The sequence below is a fragment of the Delftia sp. 11MD genome (assembly GCF_050907895.1).
Lineage (GTDB): Bacteria > Pseudomonadota > Gammaproteobacteria > Burkholderiales > Burkholderiaceae_C > Comamonas > Comamonas tsuruhatensis.
On the sequence record NZ_CP194333.1, the window covers coordinates 3,604,585 to 3,624,602 of the forward strand.

The following is a 20,018-nucleotide window of genomic DNA, read 5'->3' on the forward strand; positions in this document are numbered from 1 at the left end:
TTCCTGCGGCTTACCGGGCCGCAGGGGCCGGAGCCGCTGCGGGTGCAGGAGCTGGTTCAGCGGCCGCGGAAGCCTTGTCGGCAGCGCCAGGCGCGGCCGCCGCTGCCGGGCCATCAGCGGGCTTGCCATTGCGGGCCTGGGCCTTGGCGCGCAGGTCCACCTCCACGGCACGCACCTTGTCGCCGGGCTTGATGCGCTGGAAGCCATCGACCACCACGCGCTCGCCGGCCGACAGGCCGTCCTGCAGCAGCCACATATTGCCCACGGCGCGGTCGATGTTCACGGGCCTGCGCTCGATCACGTCGTCGGCCTTGGCCACCAGCACGCTGGCCTTGCCGGTCAGGTCGCGCGTCACCGACTGCTGCGGCACCAGCAACGCCTCGGGCGCCAGGCCCGTGGGCAGCAGCGCCTGCACATACATGCCGGGCATGAGCAGGCCCTGCGGATTGGGCACCACGGCGCGCAGCGTGACGCTGCCCGTGGTGGCATTGACGATCACGCCGGCAAACTGCAGCTTGCCCTGGTGGCCGTATTCCGTGCCATCGTCCAGGCGGATACGCACGGCGACCTTGTCGCCCTCCACCTTCTGGAAGCGCCCGGCATCCCAGTCGCGCTTGAGCTGCAGCAGCTCGCTGGTGGACTGGGTGAAGTCCACATACATGGGGTCCAGCTGCACGATGGAGGTCAGCGCCTCCGTCTGGTTGGCCGTCACCAGCGCGCCCGGCGTCACCGTGGACAGGCTGATGCGCCCGCTGATGGGCGCCTCGATGCGGCTGTACTTGAGGTTGATGCGCGCGGTCTCCAGATTGGCCTTGGCCACGGCCACGTCCGAGCGCGACTGGGCTGCGGCGGCCTGGCTTTCTTCAAACGCCTGCTGGCTGATGGCATCGATCTTGACCAGCTCGGCATTGCGCCGCGACGTGGCCTCCAGCGTGCGGGCGCTGGCCTCGGCCTTGGCCAGGGCCGCCTGGGCGCTGGCCTCGGTGGCGCGCAGCGAGGCCGCGTCGATCTGGTAGAGCTGCTGGCCCTGGCGCACCAGGGCGCCTTCGGTGAACAGGCGCTTTTGCACGATGCCCGAGACCTGGGGCCGCACCTCGGCGGTCAGCGAGGCGCGTGTGCGGCCCGGCAGCGTGGCCTCCAGCTGCTGGCTCTGCTTTTGCAGCGTGACCACGCCCACCTCGGGCGCAGCCTTGGCTGCGGCGGCGGGCGCTGCATCCTGCCTGGAGCAGGCGGCCAGGCTGGCGGCCAGTGCCAGCGCGCACAGCACGGCAGCACCGGGGCGCTTGCTGCGTGCAAGCGAGGCAGAAGGTTGTGCGTGCCCTGCGCCGGGCTGGGAATCGGAAGGCGCCGCAAGGCGCGTACTCGGCGAAAGAGGCACGTCAAAATTCATAGGAACAGCGAAGTCGTTGGGGGCATCGCACGATTGTGCAGTGCCCATATTTCTTGTTTGTAAAGTGGATGGCATGCCACCGCAGTCTCGCGGCAAGACCATCCAGGATGATGCAGGTGTCGGAGCGCGCCGACACATGCAAGTTCAATGCCATTTGCCGGTCTGTTCAGTGCCTGGCGGCGGGCGCCGTGCGCACGCGCAGCATGCTGAACACGCCCGCCATGGCCGCAAAGCAGCCCGCCACGGCCAGGGCCACGATTTCGGCATGGCCGCCATGCCCGCCCGAGACGGTGAAGATGGTGGCCAGCACCACGGCCCCCAGCGTCTGCCCCGTGAGCCGCGCCGAGCTCAGCATGCCGCCGGCCGCGCCGCTGCGCGCCAGCGGCGCCGAGGTCACGATGGTGTGGTTGTTGGGCGACTGGTACAGCGCAAAGCCGCTGCCCGCCAGCAGCATGCGCCAGACCATGTCCAGGGTCGAGGGCGCATCGGGCATGGCCGCCAGCGCCCACAGGCCGCAGGCGAACATGGCCATGCCGATGCCGCCCAGCAGCCCGTCCGCATAGCGGCCGATGAGCCGGCCCGCAATGGGCGCCGTCATCACCGTGGCCAGCGGCCAGGCCGTGATCAGCAGCCCGGCCTCGATGGGCGACATGCCGTGCGACTCCAGCAGCAGGAAAGGCAGGGCCAGGTAGGCCAGCATCTGCGCGCAGAAGGCGCTCACCGATCCGCACATGGACAGCGCGAACACCGGAATGCGCAGCAGGTCCACCGGCAGCAGCGGCGCAGGCAGGCGCCACTGGCGGCGCACATACCACAGCCCCACCAGCAGGCCCGCGCCCAGCAGCCACCAACCCGAAGGCAGGGACGACTGGGCACCGCCGGCGCGCATGCCCAGCTGCTCGCCGCCCAGGAAGATCAGGCTGAACATGAGGATGTTGAGCAGCACATCCAGCGGCGACAGCCGCGCGCCCGCGTGTGCCGGCACCGCATTGGCCGGCAGCGCCCGGCGTCCCAGCCACAGCGTGAACAGGCCCAGCGGCAGGTTGGCCGCAAACAGCCAGGGCCAGCTGGCCACCGACAAAATGGCCGCCGCCACCGAGGGCCCGGCCATGGATGCCGTGGCCACCACCAGCGAATTGACGGCCATGCCCCGGCCCAGCAAGGCACGCGGATAGATCAGCCGCACCAGGGCGGCATTGACGCTCATCACGCCCGCAGCGCCCAGGCCCTGCAGCGCCCGCGCCGCCACCAGCGTGGGCAGCGATGTGGCCAGCATGGCTGCCAGCGAGGCCAGGGAGAACACTAGCATGCCCACCAGATACACGCGGCGGTAGCCCAGGCGTTCGCCCAGGGCCGCCAGCGGCAGCAGCAGCACCAGGCTGGCAAGCTGGTAGGAATTGACCACCCACAGCGTATGGGCCGAGCTGGCCTGCAGCTCGCGCGCCATGGCAGGCAGTGCCAGATTGACCAGGGTGCTGTCCAGCACCGACAGCGTCAGCCCCAGGATGATGACCAGCATCGACTGGCCGCGAGGGCCTGACGGAAGTCCATCGTGGACAGGCGCAGCCTCTGCCGCGGGTGCCAGGCTCATGAATGGCCCTTTGCACCCACGCGGTGGGCACGTGCGCCGCCCAGCGTGATCCAGGCCAGCGCCACGCCGATCAGCGCGCCCGTGGCCATGCCCACCACCATGGGCAGGGGCTTGCCCGTGGAGAACAGGCCCACGATCTGCATGGCCGCCGCACCCGACAGCATCTGCAGCGTGCCCAGCAGCGCCGAGGCCGTGCCGGCGATGGCGCCGTGCTCCTCCAGCGCCAGCACCGAGGTCGTCGGAATCACCAGCCCCATCAGCGCGCTGGCCACGAAGTACAGGCCGATCAGCACGGCCAGCCGCTCACCGCCCAGCAGGTAGTACGACAGCAGCGACAGCATCACCAGGCCCGAGCCGGTGGCCGCCACCTTGACCACGCGCACCAGGCCGAAACGCTGGCCCAGCCAGCCCGTGAACTGCGCCGCGCCGATGAAGGCGATGGCGTTGAGCCCGAAGGCCAGGCTGTACTGGGTGGAGCTGAGCCCGTAGTAGTTGATCAGCACAAAGGGAGAGCCAGCCAGGTAGACGAAAAAGCCCGCCATGGCGCAGCCGCCGATGAAGACCAGGCCCAGGTAATGCCAGTCGCGCAGCAGCACGCCGTAGGCGCGCAGTGCGCCGGCCACGCTGCTGTCCAGCCGCGCGGCGGCCCCGCGCGTTTCCTTCAGGCCCATGAACACGGCCGCCAGGCCGATCACGGCCGCCACGGCCACGGCCCAGAACACGCCGCGCCAGCTGCTCACGGCGATCACGCCGCTGCCGGCCAGCGGCGCCAGGATGGGAGAGACGCTGAACACCAGCATCAGCAGCGACATCATGCGGGCCGCCGCATGGCCGGTGTGCAGGTCGCGCACCACGGCGCGCGGCACGGCCATGCCGGCGGCCGCGCCCAGGCCCTGGATGAAGCGCAGCACCACCAGCGTCTCGATGCTGGTGGCCATGGCGCAGCCCACGCTGGCCAGCGCGAACACGGCCAGGCCGAAGTACAGCGGCGGCTTGCGCCCCACCATGTCCGAGACCGGCCCGTACAGCAGCTGGCCCACGCCCAGCGAAAGAAAGAAGGCCGTCAGGCTGGCCTGCACCGCGCCCACCTGGGCACCCAGGCTGCTGCCGATCTGGGGCAGCGCGGGCAGGTACATGTCGATGGCAAACGGACCGATGGCCGAGAGCAGGCCCAGGATCAGCACCAGGCGCAGCGTGTGGGAATCAGGGGAAGCGGGAGACGAAGAGGGAGAAGGCATAGACGCAGACATAGACGCGCCATTGTGGCGGCAAGCGCTGCGGGCTGCAGGGCGGTGCTCACATTTCCTGGGCAGGCAGGCCGGCGCGTGCGGCGCTGCCGGCTTGCCGTGGCACAAGTTTGCGGGGCCGCAACCCTGTTACGCTCGGATACGAGATTGCCAACACAGCAGCATAGACACCCCATGCACTCATCCACGCCCCTCTTCCTGCCGACCCTCAACGCATTGCCAAGGCCCCTGCTTGCCGCCCTGCTGCTGGGCGCGTGCATGCAGGGCCCGGCCCATGCGGCGCCGCCGCAGGCCCGCGGTGACGCCAAGGCCGGCGCCACTGCCATGCTGGAAGTGTCCGAAGACGGCCGCGACGTGATCGACCGCCGCGCCCGCCTGCTGTGGCCGCGCTGCGTGGAAGGCATGCACTGGAATGGCAAGACCTGCGCGGGCCTGCCGGAGCTGTTCACGCACAAGCAGGCGCAGGCCCTGGCCGCCGAGCGGGCCAAGCAGGACGGCGTGCGCTGGCGCCTGCCGCGCGTCAACGAGATGCGCCGGCTGATCTCGCGCGATATACGGCCGCAAGGCCTGTCGCCCGAGCTGTTCCCGGGCGCGCCGCGCGGCTGGCACTGGACGGGCACGGCAGCGGTGAACGCACGGCCCGTCAATCCCTACAACTACAGCAACATCTCGGGCAGCGCCGGTACGCAGCTGTCGGCCCAGCAGGCCTGGGCGATTGACCTCGACAGCCTGGAGACGCGGCCCGACATGGGGCGCGGCAACCAGCTCATGGTGCGGCTGGTGCGGCCCCTGCCCTCCGCGCCGCCAGAGGAAAAGGCCGAGGCTCCCGCCAGGCCAGCCCCCCACCGGCCGGACCCGGACGAGGAGGACTGACGCTCAGGCCGCGCGCAGCGAGGCCTTCAAGCTGGCGCCCAGTTCGGGCTTGTGCGCGAACGGATCGGTGGGATTGCGGCCCTGCACCACATCCTCCATGCGGGTCTGGACCGAGCCCAGCGCCTGCGGATGGCTGTAGATGTAGAACTGGTTGGCCGCAATGGAGTCGAAAACCTTCTGCGCCACATCGGGGGCCGTGACCTTGCCCGAGCCCACGGCCTTCTCGCTCATGGCCTGGCCGATCTTCTGGCTGGCCGTCAGCGGCTGGGCGGCCAGGTGGCTGGGCCGGTTGCGCTCGCTGTGGCTGATGCCCGTGGGAACGAAGAAGGGGCACAGCACGCTGGCGCTGATCTGGTCGGAGACCAGGGCCAGGTCCTGGTAGAGCGTCTCGGTCAGGCTCACCACGGCATGCTTGCTGACGTTGTAGATGCCCATGTTGGGCGGCGCCAGCAGGCCGGCCATGCTGGCCGTGTTGACGATGTGGCCCTCGAAGGACGGGTCGGCCTTGGCCGCCTCCAGCATCATGGGCGTGAACAGCCGCACGCCGTGGATCACGCCCCAGAGGTTGACGCCCAGCACCCACTGCCAATCTTCCAGCGTGTTCTCCCAGACCAGCCCGCCCGCGCCCACGCCTGCGTTGTTGAACACGAAGTGCGGCGCGCCGAACTGCTGGCGCACCTCATCGGCCAGGGCCTGCATCTGGGCTGCGTCGGACACATCCACGCGGCGCGCCAGCACGCGCACGCCCTGCCCTTCGAACTCGGCGGCGGCCCTGTCCAGCGCTTCCTGCTGCACATCGACCAGCACCAGGTTCATGCCCAGCTTCGCGCCGATGCGCGCGCACTCCAGGCCGAAGCCCGAGCCTGCGCCCGTCAGCACCGCCGTCTTGCCCTTGAAGTTCTTGATCATTCCCTTGTCTCCTGGTTTTTGTGGTGGTTCAGATCAATTTGACGAGTTGCTTTCCAAAGTTCTTGCCCTTGAGCAGACCCAGGAAAGCGGAAGGTGCGGAGGCAATGCCTTCGGCAATGCTCTCGCGCGGGCGCAGCTTGCCGGTGCCCACCAGGCGGCCCAGTTCCTGCAGCGCCTCGGGCCAGACTTCCATGTGCTCGCTGACGATGAAGCCTTCGATGCGGATGCGGTTGATCAGGATGAGCGCGGGATTGGTCATGGGCAGCGGCGTGCCGTCGTAGCCCGCGATCATTCCGCACAGCGCGATCCGCGCAAAGGCGTTGGTGCGCAGCAGCACGGCGTCGAGGATGTAGCCGCCCACGTTCTCGAAGTAGCCGTCGATGCCCTGCGGGCAGGCGTCCTTGAGCGCCTTGGCCATGGTCTTGGTGTCGGGGTGCTCGCGGTAGTCGATGCAGGCGTCGAAGCCCAGCTCCTCGGTGGCGTAGCGGCACTTCTCGGGGCCGCCCGCAATGCCCACCACGCGGCAGCCGCGTGCCTTGGCCAGGGCTGCGAACGCGCTGCCCACGGCGCCCGTGGCGGCGCTGACCACCACGGTCTCGCCGGCCTTGGGGGCAATGATCTTGACCAGGCCGTACCAGGCCGTCACGCCAGGCATGCCCACGGCGCCCAGGTAGTGCGACAGCGGCACATGGGTGGTGTCCACCTTGCGCAGCATGCCGGGCGCATCGCCATCGACCACGCTGTATTCCTGCCAGCCGCCCATGCCCACGACCTTGTCGCCAACGGCAAACTTGGGATGGCGGCTTTCCACCACCTCGCCCACGGTGCCGCCGATCATGACCTCGCCCAGCGGCTGCGGCTGGGCGTAGCTCTTGCTGTCATTCATGCGGCCGCGCATGTAGGGGTCCAGGCTCAGGTAGTGGTGGCGCACCAGCACCTGGCCTTCGGCCAGCGCGGGGGTCTCGGTCTTGGCAAGGCGGAAATTGCTTTCCACGGCTTCGCCCTCGGGGCGGTTGTCGAGCAGGATCTGCTGGTTCACGGGCATGGGAAAACCTCCGGTGGCATCACAAACAATGGAACCAGTTCCCGGTGCTGCCGGGGCTGGCGTGTGGCATTGGGTATCTGGCAAATTCGCCGTGCGGATCAGTCCGTGGCGAGGGTTGTCTCGGCGGCGGCCGGCTTGGCCACGCGCGGCATGTACTTGAACGTTCCGGTCGCATGGCTGCACAGCCGGCCCGAGGCATCGAACACGCGCGCCTCGGTATAGGCCATGGAACGCGTGCGGTGCAGCACCACGCCCTTGGCCACCAGGGGGCCGCGCGCCGGCTGCATGAAGCTGGTCTTCATCTCTATGGTCACGCAGCCCATGTCGCGCTGCAGGCTGCGTGCGGCCACGGCCATGGTCACGTCCAGCAGGGTCATGGTGGCGCCGCCGTGGGTCACGTCAAAGGTGTTCAGGTGCTCGGGACGCGCCTCGAAGCGCAGTTCGGACTCCCCGTCCTCCATGCGGTGCAGGGTGAAACCCAGGTGGTCGACGAAGGGGATGGGGTGGCCAAAATCCAGCACGAAATTCTCCAGTTCAGATCGCAATGCAGGTGAGCATAAGGGCGCCCGAAGGCACCATGGCGCGCGGCGGCACGATCTGCGGGAAAAACTGTCACCTCGGCAGCAGCGCCACCGCGTTCAGCCGCCCACCAGGGCGCTGACGCCGCCGTCCACGGCCATCCACTGGCCCGTGATGTGCTTGCCCGCGTCGCTGGCGTACAGCAGGGTCAGGCCCTTGAGGTCCTCGTCGTCGCCCAGGCGGCGCAGCGGGGCATGGGATTTCATCTCGTCCTCGCCCAGGGTCTCGATCAGCACGCTGGCCATCTTGGTCTTGAAAAAGCCCGGGCAGATGGCGTTGACGGTGATGCCATGCACGCCCCACTCGCCGGCCAGCGCGCGCGTGAAGTTGATGACGGCTCCCTTGGAGGTGTTGTAGGCAATGGTCTTCATGCCCAGCGGGTTGCCGCCCAGGCCTGCGATGGAGGCCAGGTTGATGATGCGCCCGGTCTTGCGCGGGATCATGCTGCGCCGCGCGATCTGCTGGCTCAGCAGGAAGTAGCCGCGCACGTTGAGGTTCATCACCTTGTCCCAGGCGGCCACGGGGTGCTCCTCGGCCGGCGCGCCCCAGCTGGCGCCCGCGTTGTTGATGAGGATGTCCACCTGGCCCAGGCGCTCCAGCGTCTCGGCGGCCAGGCGCTCGATGTCGGCCTCGTTGGCGCAGTCGGCGGCAATCCAGCGGGCGTCGATGCCGGCGGCCTGCAGCTCGGCGGCGGCTTCCTCCAGGTCGGCAGCCTTGCGCGAACTCAGCATGATCCTGGCGCCCGCCTCGCCCAACGCATGGGCCATCTGCAGGCCCAGGCCGCGCGAGCCGCCGGTCACCAGGGCGGTCTTGCCGGTGAGGTCGAAAAGTTGCTGCACATTGCGAGTCATTCGTCTGTCTCCTGGTCCGGGTCTTGTGTGCCGGTCATGGGTGGAATGGAGGGCGGCCCTCCCTTGCCGGGACGGCCTGCAGCGGCGATTGTGCAAGCCGCCCCGCCGTGCCGCATGTCACATGCGTGTCCGGCCCGTCAATCCCCGAACAGCGAGCGCGTGCCGCCCCAGGCCGCACCCTCGATCTCCAGCATGCGCAGCTTGGTCAGCGCACCTGCGCCGCCCGAAAAACCGCCCGGCTGGGCGCCGGCGGCCAGCACGCGGTGGCAGGGAATCACGGGCGCGAAGGGGTTGAGGCCCAGCGCCTGTCCCACGGCGCGCGACAGGCCCACCTCGCCCAACTCGCGCGCGATCTCGCCATAGGTGCGCGTATGGCCGGGAGCGATGGCACGCGTCAGCTCGTAGACGCGGCGGTGAAATTCCGACACGCCGTGCCAGTCCAGCGCCAGTTCGGCCAGATCCGGCAATGCCAGGCCTGCGGGCAGCATGCGCCGTGCCCGCAGATCGGGCAGCACCGGGCCGTCACGCAACTGCTGCGCGCTGGGCGCGGAAGGCTCCACGGTCCATTCGCCATGGCCCGCCATGAGCACCTGCACGCCGGCGATGGCCTGCGCCACGGCGGCCGGCAGGTCCTCGGCGCGCACCGCTGCCGCATAGCTGCCGGGCCTGCGCAATTGCACGCCGCGCAGCATGCGCATGCGCGTGGCAGCCGGGCCGTCCACCTCGGGCAACTGAAAGGCCGCAAGGCCGCATTCGCCCCAGGCCACGCCGCAGGGCCCCAAGCGCGTGGCAAACAGCGCATGGCCCGTGGCTTCGGGGTCCCAGGCCGGGCTGCCCGTGGTCGATTCGTTCGTCATGGCGGTGGTTTTCTCCTTGCAGGCGATTGTGGCCGCATGGCTGCCGCCGCTGCCCGCAGCGACCCCACCGGCACGACACTGTAAAAAAACACTGGATAAATACTGGATGTGCAGCCAGTTATTACTGTATATTTCGCCAGTCATCATCCTCATCTCATGAACCATGGACATGCAAGAAGCCGCCTTCACCGTCACCTTGTGTGACTACCCCAACCTGCCCGAGCAGGAACGCAACAAGGCCGAGGCACGCTATGCCCGCGTGCTCGAACGCCAGCTCGGCAGTGCCGAGCAGGTCAGCGAAACCCTGTCGCTTGTACAGGGGCTGGAGGACATGCCTCCAGAGGAAATCAGCGAAGACGCCAAGCTCGCCTTCACCCGCTGGATGAAAGCCGCCCGCGCCGCCACCGAGGCCGGCATGCAGGGCCTGGGCGATGGCGAGTGCAGCTTCTTCGAGGTGCGCCGCGGCTGGCGGCATTGAGCCTGCCCGCAGCACCGCTGAATGGGGCCTGAGCCCGGGTTTGCCTGGGCTGGGCCCCAAACTGCATACACTGGCAGACCTTTTCGTCGGCCCCTGCCTGGTTCCAAGCGGTTCCACCGGGCATGCCCGGCGCCCCTGCCAGACCCAGCCTTTCCCATGCAAGCCCTGCTCGACGCCATCGCCCGGATGGCCCTGCCCTCCGACGCCCAACGCATCTTCCACGGCCGTGGCGGCCTGTACCCGGGCTGCGAGCATCTGGTGCTCGATGCCTTTCCGCCCGTGCTGGTGCTCACCAGCTTCCAGCCGCTGGACGAAGACGCCCTGGCCGCCATCGGCACGGCGCTGTCACTGCGCTGGAGCGAACTGGCACCGGGCCAGCCCCTGAACTGGGTCTACCAGCTGCGCCAGCCCGCCGCGCCCGCCGAAACCCGGCTCATGGCCGGCGAAGTGCCAGACCCGCACATCGTCACCGAGGCCGGCACGCGCTACCGCGTGCAGGTGCTGCGCGGCCAGAACCACGGCCTGTTCCTGGACATGGCCGAAGGCCGGCGCTGGGTGCACGCGCATGTGGCCAACCATCCCGAGCACCGCCATGGCATCAAGGTGCTCAACCTGTTCGCCTACACCTGCGCCTTTTCGGTGGTGGCCCTGCAGGCCGGGGCGCGCCATGTGATGAACATGGACATGGCCCAGGGCGCGCTGGCCACGGGCCAGCAGAACCACCGGCTCAACGATCTGTCGGGCGCCAGCTTCCTGGCCCACGACATCTTCAGCAGCTGGGGCAAGATCACGCGCGGCGGGCCGTACCACCTGATCGTGGTGGACCCGCCCAGCTACCAGAAGGGCAGCTTCGTCGCCACCAAGGACTATGCCCGCCTGATGCGCCGCCTGCCCGACCTGCTGCGCCCCGGCGGCCATGTGCTGCTGTGCCTGAACGCGCCCGAGATGGGCACGCAGTTCCTGACATCGCAGATGCAGGAAGTGGCGCCCGAGCTGGAGTTCGTCGAGCGCCTGGCCAATCCGGCCACCTTCGCCGACATCGACGCCGAGCGCAGCCTCAAGGTGCTGGTCTACAGGGCGCCCGCAACCCCCGCAACCCCCGCAACACCCGCAGCGGCCGACACGGCTTCCTGACCCGCCCGGCCCTTGAGCGCACGGCGCCCCGCATAGACGGCGGCCGGGCCCAGTTCGCGCTCGATGCGCAGCAGCCGGTTGTACTTGGCCGTGCGGTCGGCGCGCGACAGCGAGCCGGTCTTGATCATGGCGCACTGGGCCGCCACGGCCAGGTCGGCAATGCTGGTGTCCTCGGTCTCGCCCGAGCGGTGCGACATCACCACGCCGTAGCCGGCGCCATGCGCCAGGCGCAGCACGTCCCAGGTTTCGGTCAGCGTGCCGATCTGGTTGATCTTGACCAGGATGGCATTGCCCACGCCCCGGGCAATGCCGCTCTCGAACAGGCCGGGGTTCGTGCAGAACACATCGTCGCCCACCAGCTGGCAGCGTCCGCCCAGGCGCCGGCCCAGGGCCTGCCAGCCCTCGATATCGTCCTCGGCCATGCCGTCCTCGATGGAGACGATGGGGTAGTGCTCCACCAGTTGCGCCAGGTAGTCCACCTGCTGCTGGCGGCTGCGCACCAGGCCCTCGCCCGCGTAGCGGTAGCCGTCCTCGCCATGGAATTCACTGGCCGCAGGGTCCAGGGCCAGGGCGATGTCCCTGCCGGGGCGCAGGCCGGCGCGCTCGATGGCGGCCATCAGGTGGTCCAGCGCCTCGGGCGCGCTGCGCAGGGCGGGCGCAAAGCCGCCCTCGTCGCCCACGTTGACGCTGTGGCCTGCGGCCTTGAGCGCATGGCGCAGCGTGTGGAAGACCTCGGCGCCCATGCGCAGCGCCTCACCGAAGCTGTCCGCCCCCACCGGCAGCAGCATGAACTCCTGGAAGTCCAGCGGATTGTCGGCATGGGCGCCACCGTTGATGACATTGATCATGGGCACGGGCAGCACGCGCGCCTGGGCACCGCCCATGTGCCGCCACAGCGGCATGCGCTGGCTGGCCGCCGCCGCGCGCGCCACGGCCAGCGACACGCCCAGCAGCGCGTTGGCGCCCAGCCGGCTTTTGCCGGGCGTGCCGTCCAGCGCCATCATGGCCGTGTCGATCCGGCCCTGGGCGTCGGCCTGCATGCCGCGCAGCAGATCGCGCAGCTCGGTGTTGACGGCCTGCACCGCCCCCAGCACGCCCTTGCCCAGATGGCGCGAGGCATCGCCGTCGCGCCGCTCCAGCGCCTCATGCCGCCCCGTGGAGGCGCCCGAGGGCATCAGGGCCAGGCCGCGCGCGCCGTCCTCCAGTTCGACCTCGACCTCCACGGTGGGGTGACCCCGGCTGTCCAGCGCCTCATGGGCCGCGATATCGGTGATCTGCATGGAAACTCCTTTTCGTCAATAAATTGAACTGTGCAAAGGAGCTGGCAAGCCTGCAAAACTCCAATACACAGGCACCCATGCTAGAAATCACGGCGATGCGGGACAATGCAGTTTTTCTGCCCATGCGTCAGCTTTTCTGACGAATTGATTGCCATGAGACAACTGCCACCGCTGGCCGCCCTGCGCGCCTTCGAGGCCATTGCCCGCACCGGCTCGGTGACCCGCGCGGCCGAGGAACTGTGCCGCAGCCACGGTGCCATCAGCCGCCACCTGCGCCTGCTGCAGGAGCACGCGGGCGCGGCGCTGTTCGAGAAAGAAGGCACGGGCCTGCGCCTGACCGAGGCCGGCGCCGCCTTCCATGCCTCGGTGCGCACGGCCTTCGACCAGCTGGAGACCGCCTATGCCCAGCTGGCGCGCGACGCCCAGGCACCGGGGCTGCATGTAGCCTGCAGCGCCACCTTTGCCATGCGCTGGCTGGTGCCGCAGCTGGCGGTGTTCTACCGCTGCCACCCGCATATCCGCATCCGCCTGTCAATGACCTCGGCGCGCGAGATGCGCAATGAAGGCGCCGACCTGATCATTGCCTGGGACCTGTCCACCTACGGCGAGGCAGACCGCCGCCGCGCCATCGAACTGGCGCCCGTGCACTTCGGCGCAGTCTGCACGCCGGCCTATGCCCGGCGCCGGCCCGCCAACCGCGCGCGCATTGCACATGAGTACACGGCCAGCGCCTGGAACCAATGGGAAGCCCTGACGGGCCAGCCCGTGGCCCTGGGCGAGACGCTGGCGTTCCCGCACACCCACCTGTGCATAGAGGCAGCACTGTCGGGCCTGGGCGTTGCCCTCGTGGAGCAGCGGCTGATCGCACGCGAGCTCCAGGAGGGGCTGCTGGTGGCGCCCCATGGCTTCGTGCCCTTCGAGGGTGGCCTGCGCGCCGTGCCCGCCGCAGGGCGTGCGCTGCCCGCCCAGGCAGGGGTCTTCATCGAATGGATGCGCAGCGCGCTGGCCAGCTAGAGCCGCCCCCACTCCCGCAGGCGCCGGTACAGCAGCCCGCGGGAGACGCCCAGCATGCGGGCGGCCTGCGAGATATTGCCCTGGCAGCGGGCCAGGGCCTGCTCGATCAGCTCGCGGCTGGCCTCGCCCAGGGAAGACGGTGCCTCGGACGGCGCCTCGGCGGGCGGCGGCAGGGCTTCGATGGCCGGCAGCCCCTCCTCGATCGGGGGAGATGCCTCATCCAGCTGCACCTGCATCCACAGCGTCAGCCCCGTAGGCAGCATCTGCGGGCGCGCCTGGCCGTGGTGGGCCAGCTCCAGCAACTGGTTCAGGCCCAGGCCGAAGACTTCCTCTGCCGCCAGCCCCTCGGCGGGCCGGCGCGGGCAGTCGAACAACTGGGCGCCCACGCCGTTGAACCAGCGCACCATGCCGTCGCCATCCACGGCGGCCAGTCCTTCCAGCGGCGTGCCGAACATGCTGCGGCTGGACTGGAAGCGCAGCAGCAGGTGCATGCGGGCGGCGCCCACCAGCAGCCGGTTCTCGATGCAGGTGGCGTACATGTGGGCCATGGCGCCTGCGTCGAAGCGAAAGGGGCCCGCCTCGCTGCTCAGGTCCAGCATGGCCACGGTGCGCCCGCTGGCGTCGCGCACGGGCGCGGCCGCGCAGTGCAGCGAGGCCAGGCAGCGAAAGAAATGCTCGCCGCCACGCACATGGCAGACCTCGCCCGTGCGCACGGCCACGCCGGGTGCGCCCGTGCCCACGGCATCCTCGGCGATGTTCACGCCCACGCGAGCCGCAGTGAGCAGCAGCGGGCCGTCGCCCGGCGTGGGGCGCGAGGCGATCAGCACCACGCCCTCGCTGCAGGTCAGCATGGCGCGCGCCTGGCTGCCCGCGATCACGGTCTCGAGTTCGGCGATGGGGTCGCGCGCCGCCTCGATCAGCGCGCGGTTGTGGGTCAGCAAGGTGGCCGTGCGGATCTTGCTGACCGGGTCGAAGCTGATCTTCTCGTCGGGGCTGCGGCTGGCGCCCAGGCAGCGTGTCCAGGACTGCAGCACGGGCTCGGACACCAGGCCCGAGGGGCGCTCGCCGCGCTCGAAATAGCGCTCGCGCGCCAGCGCCACCCGGTCCTGGCGCGAGGCATAGAAGGGGTTGGAGGGCAGTGGGGCGGGAGGCGGCTGTTGCATGACGGACATCAAAACTGCCGCGATTGTTGTTCCGCCACGGCACAGGACAGCACTAGGGAAATCACCCGTGTTGGAACGGCTTGCCGGGCTCGGTAACCTCGGGCATCGCCACAGGCCCGCCCGCAATGACACGCTCCCCCCACAGCACAGGACACCCCCGGCCCGCCCTGCCCACCCTGGGCGCCGCACTGGCCTGCACGCTGCACGCCCTGCCCGCCCAGGCGGCAAACGCAGCGCAGGACTCCAGCGAGGCCCTGCTCGCCCCCGTGGTCATCACGGCCAGCCAGCCCGGCACCGGCCCCGACCTGTGGCGCGCCACGGCCGCCATCGACAGCGTGGACGGCACGGTGCTGCGCGAGGGGCAGATGCAGGTCAACCTGTCCGAAAGCCTGGCGCGCGTGCCGGGCCTGGTGGTGCTGAACCGCCAGAACTTCGCCCAGGACCTGCAGATCTCGGTGCGCGGCTTCGGTGCGCGCTCCACCTTTGGCGTGCGCGGGCTGCGCCTGTACGTGGACGGCATCCCGGCCGGCGCGCCCGACGGCCAGGGCCAGGCCGCCAACTTCACGCTGGGCAACGCCGCGCGCCTGGACGTGGTGCGCGGCCCGGCCGCCGTGCTCTACGGCAACAGCGCAGGCGGTGCACTGCTGCTGTACACCGAAGACGGCGAGGAGCCCGGCCTGTGGCGCAGCGGCATGGCCGTGGGGCCGGACGGGCTGTGGCGCCTGTCCACCCAGCTGCGCGGCACGATCGGGGGCGGAAAGCCGGACCAGGCGGATGGCGGCTCCGCCCCATGGCGCTATGCCATCCACATCGAGCGCTTCGCCACCGACGGCATGCGCCCCCAGTCGGCCACCGACCGCAGCACGGCCCACATGAAGCTGTCACGCAAACAGGGCGACGACCAGTGGCTGCTGCAGTACCAGGAGCAGCGCTCCAGCGCCCAGGACCCGCTGGGCCTGACACGCGCGGAGTTCGAGGCCGACCCCGGCCAGACCACGGCCAGCGCGCTGCGCTTCAATACGCGCAAAAGCGTGCGCCAGCGCCAGCTGGGCGCCGCCTGGCAGCACCAGTTCGGCGCGGGCCAGCGCCTGGAACTCATGGCCTATGCGGGTACGCGCTCCGTGCTGCAGTACCAGTCCATTCCCATGGCCACGCAGGCACCGCCCTCGCATTCAGGCGGCGTGATCGACCTGGACCGCGACTACGCGGGCATGAACCTGCGCTGGCGCAGCACCCATGAGGACGTGGCCGGCGGCCGGCTGGACTGGTCGGCAGGCCTGGCCTACGACTGGCAGGGCGAGACCCGGCGCGGCTACGAGAACTTCATCGGCAGCCAGCTCGGCGTGCAGGGCCGGCTGCGCCGCGACGAACGCAACCAGGCGCGCTCCGCCGACCCCTACCTGCAGGCCGAGTGGAGCACGCAGAGCCTGGGCCTGAGCGCCGGCCTGCGCCAGGCGCGGGTGCGCTACCGCTCCGAGGACCACTACATAGTCGCAGGCAATGGCGACGACAGCGGCAGCATGGCCTGGCGCGGCTGGCTGCCCTCGCTGGGCCTGCGCGTGAACCTGCTGCCGGACCTGGTGGCCCACGCATCGGTGGGCCGGGGCATGGAAACGCCCACGCTCAACGAAGTGGCCTACCGGCCCGGCAGCCAAAATGGCATGAACAGCGGCCTGAACACCGGCCTGGACGCCAGCGCCCACAACACCGTCGAGGTCGGCCTGCGCGGGCGCCATGGCAACGCGGGCTGGAACCTCACGCTGTTCGAGACCCATACCCAGCGCGAACTCACCGTGCTGTCCAACACGGGCGGGCGCGCCACCTACCAGAACGCAGGCCGCACGCTGCGCCGGGGGCTGGAATTCTCGGGCAACGCCCAGTGGGGGCCGCTCACGGCCAGCACCGCCCTGACCCTGCTGCAGGCCCGCTACCGCGACAGCTTCCTGACCTGCGAGGCCACGCCCTGCACCACGCCCACCGCCCCGGTGGATGCCGGCGCGCGCCTGGCCGGCACCGCGCCGCGCCGCCTGTGGAGCGAGCTGGCCTGGCAGCTGTCGCCGCAATGGACCTGGACCGTGGACATGCTGCACAGCGGCCCCGTGGCCGTGAACGACCGCAACACCGACCGCGCGGCCGGCTACACCGTCTGGGGCTCCAGCCTGCGCTGGTCACGGCAATGGCAGAAGTGGAGCGCCCAGACCTTTGTGCGGCTGGACAACCTGTTCGACCGGCGCTATGCGGGGTCGGTCATCGTCAACGAGGGCAACCAGCGGTTCTTCGAACCGGGTGCAGGACGCGGGCTGTCGGCCGGGGTGACGGTCAGCCGGACGTTCTGAGCTGTTCCATGGCGGTACACATCCGCCCCCGGGAAAGTCCGAATGTTGTGACCGAAGGCCGCTTTTTTTATCGTCTCCCACATGGTGCCCTTGCCCCCAGCGCCATGCACGCAAAAACAAACCACACAGGAGACGAGACAACATGAAGACCCACGTGCTTTCCTCCACGCTGCTGGCCGCCGGCCTGGCGCTGGCCCTGCCCGGCGCCGCGCTGGCACAGGCAGGCCTGCCAAGCAAAGGCTCGCCCGAGCACATACGCGCCGTCACCTCGCGCATCGACTCGCAGAGCATCCGCGACAACGCGCGCAGCTCCAAGGACTGGCCCAGCTACGGCATGGACTACAGCGAGACGCGCTTTTCCAAACTCAGGCAGCTGGACACGGCCAATGTGAAGCGGCTGGGCCTGGTCTGGTCGTATGACCTGGAATCCACGCGCGGCGTGGAGTCCACGCCCGTGGTGATCGATGGAATCATGTACGTCACGGCCAGCTGGAGCGTGGTGCATGCGGTGGACGTGCGCACCGGCAAGCGCCTGTGGAGCTACGACCCCGGCGTGGACCGTGCCAACGGCTTCAAGGGCTGCTGCGACGTGGTCAACCGCGGCGTGGCGGTCTACAAGGGCAAGGTGTATGTGGGCGCCTTCGATGGCCGCCTGGTGGCGCTGGACGCGGCCACGGGCCAGAAGGTCTGGGAGCAGGACACCATCATCGACCGCGCCTACTCGTACACCATCACGGGCGCACCGCGCGTCATCAAGGGCAAGGTGCTGATCGGCAACGGCGGCGCCGAGTACGGCGTGCGCGGCTATGTCACGGCCTATGACGCCGAGACCGGTGCCCAGCAATGGCGCTGGTTCACCGTGCCCGGCGACCCGTCCAAGCCCTTCGAGAACGAGGCCATGGCCCGCGCCGCCAAGACCTGGGACCCGGCCGGCAAGTGGTGGGAGGCCGGCGGCGGCGGCACGGCCTGGGACACCATGGCCTATGACCCCGAGCTCAACCTCATGTACATCGGCACGGGCAACGGCTCGCCCTGGGCGCAAGCCAAGCGCAGCCCGGCCGGTGGCGACAACCTGTACCTGGCCAGCATCGTGGCGCTGAACCCCGATACGGGCGAGTACGTCTGGCACTACCAGGAAACGCCGGGCGACAGCTGGGACTTCACCTCCACCCAGCCCATGGTGCTGGCCGACATCAAGATCGGCGGCAAGCCGCGCAAGGTCATCCTGCATGCGCCCAAGAACGGCTTCTTCTTCGTGATCGACCGCACCAACGGCCAGTTCATCTCGGCCAAGAACTTCGTCGACGTGAACTGGGCCAGCGGCTACGACGCCAAGGGCCGCCCCATCGAGACACCGATTGCGCGCAGCGGCGACCGCGCGCGCGACGTGATCCCCAGCCCCTTCGGCGCGCACAACTGGCATTCCATGTCCTACAGCCCCGACACGGGCCTGGCCTACCTGCCGGCCCAGCATGTGCCGCTGACCCTGCAAGACAACAAGAACTGGAAGTTCAACGGCGGCTCCCTGCCCGAGCCGCACAGCAATATCGGCTGGAATACGGCCACGCTGGTCAACATGGAGCCGCCCAAGAGCACGCCCTTCGGCCGCCTGATCGCCTGGGACCCGGTGGCACAGAAGGAGCGCTGGCGCGTGGAGCATGCCTCGCCCTGGAACGGCGGCACCCTGGCCACGGCAGGCAACCTGGTGTTCCAGGGCACGGCCGACGGCCGCTTCGTGGCCTATGACGCGCGCAACGGCAAGAAGCTCTGGGAAAAGCCCACGGGCACGGGCGTGGTGGCCGCACCCATCACCTATGAGGTCGATGGCCGGCAGTACGTCTCCATCGCCGTGGGCTGGGGCGGCGTCTACGGCCTGGCCGCGCGCCACACCGAGCGCAAGGGCCCGGGCACGGTCTACACCTTCGCGCTGGACGGCAAGGCCGAGGCGCCTGCCTTCGTCGCCTACCAGCAGGGCAAGCTGCTGCAGGGCGTGCCCTACGACAAGAGCCTGGTGGCCGAAGGCACGGCCCTGTACGTCAGCAACTGCGCCTTCTGCCACGGCGTGCCCGGCGTGGACCGGGGGGGCAACCTGCCCAACCTGGGCTACCTGGACCCGGCCTATATCGAGCACCTGGACAAGTTCATCTTCAAGGGCCCGGCCATGTCGCGCGGCATGCCCGACTTCACGGGCAAGCTGAGCATGGACGACGTGGAAAAGATCAAGGCCTTCATCCAGGGCACGGCCGACGCAGTGCGGCCCAAGTAGCCAGCGCGAGCCGCCCTCCCCCTCCCCCAACCTCCCATTCCCCTCCCCGGCCCTGCTGTCCTGCAGCAGGCCTGGGCAGGGCTTTGCCTGAAAACACCGGACCGGACTCTTCGCCATGCCATCCAAGCCCTTCACCCGCGCATCCCTGGCCCTGGCAGCCATGGCCGCATGCGCCACCTTCAATGCCCACGCCGTCGATATCGACGCGGGCGACTACACCGCCCTGCCGCCCGGCACCACGCTGGGCATGGTCTATTACCAGCACGCCACGCGGGACAGCCTCTATGCCAATGGCGACCAGGCGCCCATACGGCCGAGGCTGACCTCGGACATCGGCATAGCGCGCGGCGTGCACTTCATGAAGCTGGGCGACTACGTGATCGACCCGCAGTTCCTGCTGCCCTTCGGGCGCCTGTCGGCCTCGCGCGATATCGCGGCCATGGGCAGCAACACCGGCGTGGGCGACCTGATGCTGGCCGCCACCCTGTGGCTGACAAAGCCCGGCGACAAGGAGCACTTCGGCATCACCCCCTTTGTCTGGCTGCCCACGGGCCAGTACAACCGCAACGACCCGCTGAGCCTGGGCGAGAACCGCTGGAAGGCCGCGCTGCAGGCCGGCTGGATCAAGCCGCTGGGCAAGAGCGTGACCATGGACCTGGCGGCCGATGTCACCGTCTTCGGCAAGAACGACGACTTCGGCGCCCACAGTGCCACGCTCAAGCAAAAGGCGCAGTTCCAGTTCCAGGGCCTGCTGCGCTACCACCTGTCGGAGACCTCGGACCTGCGCCTGGGCCTGTCGCACCTGACGGGCGGCGAGACCCAGGTCAACGGCGTGTCGCAAGGCGACCGCCAGTCCACCACCAAGGTCTCATTCGGCGGCGCGGTCTTTGTCGCGCCCAAGACGCAGCTGCTGGCCACCGTGGGCCGCGATCTGCATGTGCGCCAGGGCTTCAAGGAGAACGCCCGCATCAACCTGCGCCTGCTGCAGGTTTTCTGATCCCACAC

At 69.4% G+C, this 20,018-nt stretch carries 17 protein-coding genes; 7 read left to right on the top strand and 10 right to left on the bottom strand.

What is annotated here, in order from left to right; all coding sequences use genetic code 11:
* Nucleotides 1-10: 10 nt before the first annotated feature.
* The 3 genes from ACRSCF_RS16330 to ACRSCF_RS16340 all read right to left on the bottom strand — a co-directional run bounded on the left by ACRSCF_RS16330 (nucleotide 11) and on the right by ACRSCF_RS16340 (nucleotide 4,219).
* Nucleotides 11-1,390, bottom strand: a complete 1,380-nt coding sequence (locus tag ACRSCF_RS16330) for an efflux RND transporter periplasmic adaptor subunit (RefSeq protein ID WP_244386083.1) — start codon at nucleotides 1,388-1,390, stop codon at nucleotides 11-13.
* Between the two features lie 166 nt (nucleotides 1,391-1,556).
* A complete protein-coding gene (locus ACRSCF_RS16335) occupies nucleotides 1,557-2,981 on the bottom strand; it encodes an MFS transporter (RefSeq protein ID WP_034363956.1) in 1,425 nt (474 codons plus the stop codon).
* Nucleotides 2,978-4,219: a multidrug effflux MFS transporter gene (locus ACRSCF_RS16340; RefSeq protein WP_034363958.1), complete on the bottom strand. Its 1,242-nt coding sequence runs from the start codon at nucleotides 4,217-4,219 to the stop codon at nucleotides 2,978-2,980. The genes ACRSCF_RS16335 and ACRSCF_RS16340 overlap by 4 nt, the downstream gene beginning before the upstream one ends.
* A gap of 183 nt (nucleotides 4,220-4,402) precedes the next feature.
* Here ACRSCF_RS16340 and ACRSCF_RS16345 point away from each other — a divergent pair, with 183 nt between their 5' ends.
* On the top strand, nucleotides 4,403-5,101 hold the full coding sequence (locus ACRSCF_RS16345) for a DUF1566 domain-containing protein (protein WP_017407324.1): 699 nt from the start codon (nucleotides 4,403-4,405) through the stop codon (nucleotides 5,099-5,101).
* A 3-nt stretch (nucleotides 5,102-5,104) separates the two neighbouring features.
* On the opposite strand, the gene ACRSCF_RS16350 is transcribed toward ACRSCF_RS16345, so the two are convergent.
* The 5 genes from ACRSCF_RS16350 to ACRSCF_RS16370 form a co-directional block, all read right to left on the bottom strand.
* Nucleotides 5,105-6,010, bottom strand: a complete 906-nt coding sequence (locus ACRSCF_RS16350) for an SDR family oxidoreductase (RefSeq protein ID WP_244386086.1) — start codon at nucleotides 6,008-6,010, stop codon at nucleotides 5,105-5,107.
* A 28-nt stretch (nucleotides 6,011-6,038) separates the two neighbouring features.
* Complete coding sequence (locus ACRSCF_RS16355) at nucleotides 6,039-7,055, bottom strand: NADP-dependent oxidoreductase (RefSeq protein ID WP_013802725.1); 1,017 nt, start codon at nucleotides 7,053-7,055, stop codon at nucleotides 6,039-6,041.
* A 98-nt stretch (nucleotides 7,056-7,153) separates the two neighbouring features.
* Nucleotides 7,154-7,576 (bottom strand): PaaI family thioesterase, encoded by a 423-nt coding sequence (locus ACRSCF_RS16360; RefSeq protein WP_016446794.1) that lies wholly within the window; start codon nucleotides 7,574-7,576, stop codon nucleotides 7,154-7,156.
* A gap of 117 nt (nucleotides 7,577-7,693) precedes the next feature.
* Complete coding sequence (locus tag ACRSCF_RS16365; RefSeq protein ID WP_016452876.1) at nucleotides 7,694-8,485, bottom strand: SDR family oxidoreductase; 792 nt, start codon at nucleotides 8,483-8,485, stop codon at nucleotides 7,694-7,696.
* Between the two features lie 137 nt (nucleotides 8,486-8,622).
* A complete protein-coding gene (locus ACRSCF_RS16370) occupies nucleotides 8,623-9,342 on the bottom strand; it encodes a methylated-DNA--[protein]-cysteine S-methyltransferase (RefSeq protein WP_034363960.1) in 720 nt (239 codons plus the stop codon).
* Between the two features lie 163 nt (nucleotides 9,343-9,505).
* Here ACRSCF_RS16370 and ACRSCF_RS16375 point away from each other — a divergent pair, with 163 nt between their 5' ends.
* Both ACRSCF_RS16375 and ACRSCF_RS16380 read left to right on the top strand, forming a co-directional pair.
* Entirely contained in the window at nucleotides 9,506-9,820 is a 315-nt protein-coding gene (locus tag ACRSCF_RS16375) for a hypothetical protein (RefSeq protein ID WP_016446792.1), read from the top strand.
* Nucleotides 9,821-9,976: 156 nt separating this feature from the next.
* The gene (locus tag ACRSCF_RS16380; protein ID WP_203399483.1) at nucleotides 9,977-10,954 is read left to right on the top strand and encodes a class I SAM-dependent methyltransferase; all 978 of its coding nucleotides are present in this window, start codon (nucleotides 9,977-9,979) and stop codon (nucleotides 10,952-10,954) included.
* On the opposite strand, the gene eno is transcribed toward ACRSCF_RS16380, so the two are convergent.
* Nucleotides 10,891-12,234, bottom strand: coding sequence for a phosphopyruvate hydratase (eno, locus tag ACRSCF_RS16385; protein WP_244386094.1), 1,344 nt, complete (start codon nucleotides 12,232-12,234; stop codon nucleotides 10,891-10,893). The two genes, ACRSCF_RS16380 and eno, sit on opposite strands and share 64 nt — an antisense overlap.
* 105 nt (nucleotides 12,235-12,339) lie before the next feature.
* Between eno and ACRSCF_RS16390 the strand changes: the two genes are divergently transcribed.
* Nucleotides 12,340-13,248 carry a LysR substrate-binding domain-containing protein gene (locus ACRSCF_RS16390; protein ID WP_070080360.1) on the top strand — a complete coding sequence of 303 codons (909 nt, stop codon included), beginning with the start codon at nucleotides 12,340-12,342 and terminating at the stop codon, nucleotides 13,246-13,248.
* Here the strand turns inward: ACRSCF_RS16390 and ACRSCF_RS16395 are convergent.
* On the bottom strand, nucleotides 13,245-14,411 hold the full coding sequence (locus tag ACRSCF_RS16395; RefSeq protein WP_244386095.1) for a helix-turn-helix domain-containing protein: 1,167 nt from the start codon (nucleotides 14,409-14,411) through the stop codon (nucleotides 13,245-13,247). The genes ACRSCF_RS16390 and ACRSCF_RS16395 overlap by 4 nt on opposite strands.
* Before the next feature lie 125 nt (nucleotides 14,412-14,536).
* On the opposite strand from ACRSCF_RS16395, the gene ACRSCF_RS16400 reads away from it, so the two are divergent.
* The 3 genes from ACRSCF_RS16400 to ACRSCF_RS16410 all read left to right on the top strand — a co-directional run bounded on the left by ACRSCF_RS16400 (nucleotide 14,537) and on the right by ACRSCF_RS16410 (nucleotide 20,010).
* Nucleotides 14,537-16,747: a TonB-dependent receptor domain-containing protein gene (locus ACRSCF_RS16400; RefSeq protein WP_244386096.1), complete on the top strand. Its 2,211-nt coding sequence runs from the start codon at nucleotides 14,537-14,539 to the stop codon at nucleotides 16,745-16,747.
* Nucleotides 16,748-16,889: 142 nt separating this feature from the next.
* Nucleotides 16,890-19,013, top strand: coding sequence for a PQQ-dependent dehydrogenase, methanol/ethanol family (locus tag ACRSCF_RS16405; protein WP_244386098.1), 2,124 nt, complete (start codon nucleotides 16,890-16,892; stop codon nucleotides 19,011-19,013).
* 115 nt (nucleotides 19,014-19,128) lie between these two features.
* Nucleotides 19,129-20,010 (top strand): transporter, encoded by an 882-nt coding sequence (locus tag ACRSCF_RS16410; RefSeq protein ID WP_034363963.1) that lies wholly within the window; start codon nucleotides 19,129-19,131, stop codon nucleotides 20,008-20,010.
* The last annotated feature ends 8 nt before the right edge of the window (nucleotides 20,011-20,018 follow it).